The sequence below is a fragment of the Pseudoalteromonas mucoides genome (assembly GCF_049257175.1).
Lineage (GTDB): Bacteria > Pseudomonadota > Gammaproteobacteria > Enterobacterales > Alteromonadaceae > Pseudoalteromonas.
In genome coordinates, this window is the sequence record NZ_JBMMUC010000002.1 from 205,096 (window position 1) to 209,598 (window position 4,503).

Below are 4,503 nucleotides of genomic sequence, written 5' to 3' on the forward strand. Positions count from 1 at the left end.
CAGACGGGATCAACAATGACATTTTTTAAAAAGTTACCTTTGCAACTCGCCATTGCAAGTACACTTGGGGCTTCAGTGACTGCAATCGCTGCTGAGCAGACAGTGGATACAACAGCACAAGAGGTTGAAGTTATTTCAGTCACTGGTACTCGTCGTAGCTTGCGTAGTATTGCTCAAAGCACAGTGCCTGTAGATTTATTAACAAGCCGCGACCTTGCAACAACAGGGCAACTAGAAATCAGCCAAGTTCTTGCTGCACAATTACCAAGCTTTAATTACCCAAGTGCAACCCTTGCAGATGGCACTGATCACGCAAAACCTGCCGTGCTTCGTGGCCTCGCGCCAGATCACACTCTAGTGTTGGTCAACGGTAAACGCCGTCATTCAGGTGCACTCTTAAATTTAGGTGGCACTGTAGGGCGTGGCTCAACCGCAGTCGATTTAAATAATATTCCAACCTCAGCTATCAAGCGCGTTGAGGTGTTACGCGATGGTGCAGCCGCGCAATATGGTTCTGACGCTATTGCAGGTGTGATCAACATCATCCTTAAAGATACCGATGACGGTGGAACCGTTAGCTACACCTTTGGCCAGTACAATACACAAATGGCAGGCTCTCCCCAATTGTTAAGTACCAATGCTGACCAATCAGGCGATTTAAGCTTTACTAAAGGCAGCGATCGCAAACTAAAAGATGGTATTTCACGTACTGCCAGTGCTAATGCTGGCTTTTCGTTGGCTGATAATGGCTTTATTAATATTTCAATTGAGTCGCGTAATAACGAACCGACCAATCGTTCAGGTATTGACGAACGTGAGCAATATAACCGAGATGAAACTGGCGCTTTAGATTCACGAGAGTTTGATTTTGACCGCTATAATCACCGCTTTGGTAAAGCCGATATTGAAGACATCGCGCTGTTTTATAACCTAGGCTACGATTTTGACAATTCGCTGTCACTGTATTCATTTGCTAGCTATTCAAACCGTAAAGGTAACTCTGCTGGTTTTTATCGCCGTGCGAACGACACACGTAATATACCTGAGGTTTACCCTGACGGCTTTTTACCACAAATTAATACAGACGTAGATGACTACTCATTCGCCATTGGCCTAAACGGCGAAAGCCATGACTGGGCATGGGATGTAAGTACCAACTATGGTTTAAACGACTTTGGTTTAGGTGTTAGTAATAGTATAAATACCTCAATGGGAATAGATAGCCCTACTGAATTTGATAACGGTGCACTTGTTTATGAGCAATACCTAGTAAACATGGATGCAAATAACAGCTTTGATTTTGGCTTACCCGATGATGTATTCGTTACTATTGGTGCTGAGTATCGCCATGAGAGATACCAAATAAAAGCAGGTGAAGAAGCATCTTATATCACCGTACTTGATGACAACGGTGATCCGGTTGCTGCTGGCGGTGCTCAAGTATTAGCGGGTTTTTCACCACAGAACACCACCGATAAAAGCCGTCATAATATAGCTGTATTTGCTGAGTTTGATACTTACTTAACTGAAGATTGGAATATTGTACTAGCGGGGCGTTTTGAGGATTACAGCGATTTTGGTAGCACCTTTACCTCAAAGCTCGCATCACGCTATAGCATTAACGAGTCACTATCGCTTCGTGGCGCCATTAGCACAGGGTTCAGAGCCCCCTCTCTTGCCCAAACCAGTTATAAGTCTGTAAGCACGGTGTTTGAAAATGGTGTTCCTAGTGAAGTTGGTTTGTTCCCAGTAGATGAACCTGCAGCAAAAGCGCTTGGTGCCCGTGCTCTTGAGGCGGAAGAGTCAGTAAATATGACTGCTGGATTTATCTTTACTCAAGGCAACTTAAGCCTAACATTTGATGCATACAGAATTGAAATAGATGACCGCATTGTTTTATCTGAAAATCTACAAGGTCCTGAAGTTGAAGCAATTTTAGCGCAAGCAGGCGAGCTCAACACACAAAGTGTTCGTTACTTCACCAATGCAATTGACTCACGCACACAAGGGGTTGATATTGTAGCAACATACTCGTTAGGTTTAGAGAGTTATGGTGACTTACGTTTAAGCGCTGCGGTGAACTTTAATGATACAAAAGTGACTCATGTAAAAGATAATCCAGCCGAACTCGAAGCACTGGGTGATGACTACGAGTATTTTTCTCGTCGTGAGATCACGCGCTTTGAAAAAGGCACACCGGCCGATAAATGGAATTTATCAGCAACGTGGGACTTTGCTGATTTTCAAACAACATTACGTGCAACTCGCTACGGCGAAGTCACGGATACTTCAAGTACGCCTGAAGGCGATGAAGTCATTGCGGCAAAATGGATTACAGATCTTGAAGTGGCGTACCACCCATCAGAGCAATGGAAAGTCGCAGTCGGTGCGAACAACCTATTTGATCAATACCCACAAGATACAGTGAGTAATATTGGCTTTAGTGATTTTAATCAAATATTTAGTTATAGCCCGTTTACTCCATATAGTTTAGATGGCCGCTTTATTTACGGTAACATTACTTATAGTTTTTAAGCTGCTTTAGAGTAACTTATTGAAATATGTTACTTGAGTAAAGCGATATCGGCAATGATGGTAGTTTTATCATCATTGCCAACCACTAAACAGTGATTTTGCTACAACTTTATATTAAGCCGATTTTTTAAGTGCTTTTTTAAGCTTACCAATTTTTGCTTTTTGTTTAGCAACTTTTTCTTTACGAGCACTGATTTCTTTTTTGATTGATTTCACTTCTTTCTTAGCAAGTTTTGCGTCATTTTTCTTAGCTTTAGCTGGCTTCTTCGACATTATTTTTCCTTTAAAATTAATGAATCTCTGATTGCAGAGAAAACCACAATATTATAAAAAAGTAGTAGTTAATAGCTCGCAACCACTTATTCACCAAAATTTAATAAGACCGCAATAAAACTGAAACCAATCAAACTAATGGCCGTAATTTTTCGCAAAACATTTATTAAAGGCACATAGTTAACTCGGGTTTGAACACTGCAGCTGCAATATTCTTCATTTGTTTTTGTATATTCAAATCAACTGGTGCTATTGCAGAATTATCTAGCTCATTTGCTGGCATACCTAAAATACTTTGCGCTAAAACAATAGCTGTAAAATACGCTCCATTTTGATTAGCATGGTTTCCATCAATATCATGTAACCCTAGCTTGTATGACAATAAAAACTTATCCCACGCCAAACCAACTGGAGCCAAGCAAGCACCAGATTCGCTAGCAATATTGGCATAAATATCATGTACATATTTACCTTCCCAATGACGGCCTCGCTGGCCCCACTCAGGAAACAAAAGGGGTACACTACCAAATTCCTTTGCAAGAGAAACTAGCTTTTTTGCTTCCTTAGTAGAGTACAACTTTCTTCGGCTTTGTGAGTATTTTTGTGCTTGTAGTACAACATGCGTAAGCTCTTTATTTTTTAGCATTTTACGACTAGGTCCGTGATTCCATCGCTGATCTAAAAATAGAATTCCAGGCGCGAGGAATGAATTCACCTTCACACCCGGTCTAGCTTCTTCGACTATCGATCTAACGTATTCTGGAATATTATGTCTTTTAGTATGGCTATTACCCATATATAAAATATTTAGTTGTGTTGTTTCCATAATGTTGTTATTTTCTCCGTTAATAGATTTTGCGACTGCTGGAGCTCCTAAGACAGACAATAAAGCCATAATTAAGTATATATTGTAGAGTATTCTCATCATCCTATTCCTTTCGTTTTTGTTGTAACCCTAGCCAACAAACTATTTATGAGTTCAGCCTGCTGGTGATGAATAAAAAAATGCTCGCCTTCAATTGCATGTAATTCAGCTTTAGGTAATAACTCTTGCCAACCTAATACCTCTTTATGCCCAACATCTTTATCCTCAGTTCCATAAATTAAGGTAGCAGGTAAGGAATTTAAACAATATTCAGGTTCAGTAAGCATATATTCGTGACCTAAACGGAAATCATTTCTAAGCATAGGTGATAACAAATCCAATAGCTGTTGATCCGCAAGTAAAGCTTCAGGTGTCCCTCCTAAGTCACGAAGTGCTTGTCGAAATTCTGAATCGGATAATAAATGTAAAGGATCACGACAATTTTTTTTTCTTGGCGCTGACTTCGCTCCAATAAATAAATGTTTACAATTATAGAGTCTGCCTAACTTTGCTAGCTGACAGGCAAACTCATAGGCATAAAGCCCTCCATTGCTGTGCCCATATAAATAAAATGGGCTATTAAGGGCATCTCTACACTCACTTAACACTTTAGATATCGCATCTTCGATAGTGACATCAAATGGGTCTGCAAAACGGGCCCCTCGTCCTGGTAAGCTAATAGCTACTACTTCTATATTAAGCGGCAAAAAATAACTTGCCCAATCTTGATAAATGCTACTAGTTCCACCAGCATAGGGAAAACAGAAAATCCGAGCACTAGGATTTATTAATGGCCTTGGAGTAAAGTAATATTGTTTGTTCATCATACT

4 protein-coding genes are annotated in these 4,503 nt (G+C 40.3%); 1 reads left to right on the forward strand and 3 read right to left on the reverse strand.

Features of this window, described 5'->3' with window-relative positions:
- Window positions 1-15: 15 nt before the first annotated feature.
- Window positions 16-2,535 carry a TonB-dependent receptor plug domain-containing protein gene (locus tag AAEU30_RS02585; RefSeq protein WP_421959183.1) on the forward strand — a complete coding sequence of 840 codons (2,520 nt, stop codon included), beginning with the start codon at window positions 16-18 and terminating at the stop codon, window positions 2,533-2,535.
- 114 nt (window positions 2,536-2,649) lie between these two features.
- On the opposite strand, the gene AAEU30_RS02590 is transcribed toward AAEU30_RS02585, so the two are convergent.
- From AAEU30_RS02590 to AAEU30_RS02600, 3 genes are all read right to left on the reverse strand, one after another.
- The gene (locus AAEU30_RS02590) at window positions 2,650-2,808 is read right to left on the reverse strand and encodes a hypothetical protein (protein ID WP_421959184.1); all 159 of its coding nucleotides are present in this window, start codon (window positions 2,806-2,808) and stop codon (window positions 2,650-2,652) included.
- Window positions 2,809-2,974: 166 nt separating this feature from the next.
- A complete protein-coding gene (locus AAEU30_RS02595; protein ID WP_421959185.1) occupies window positions 2,975-3,736 on the reverse strand; it encodes a hypothetical protein in 762 nt (253 codons plus the stop codon).
- Window positions 3,733-4,500 (reverse strand): thioesterase II family protein, encoded by a 768-nt coding sequence (locus tag AAEU30_RS02600; protein WP_421959186.1) that lies wholly within the window; start codon window positions 4,498-4,500, stop codon window positions 3,733-3,735. Before AAEU30_RS02600 ends, AAEU30_RS02595 begins: the two co-directional genes overlap by 4 nt.
- Window positions 4,501-4,503: the final 3 nt, after the last annotated feature.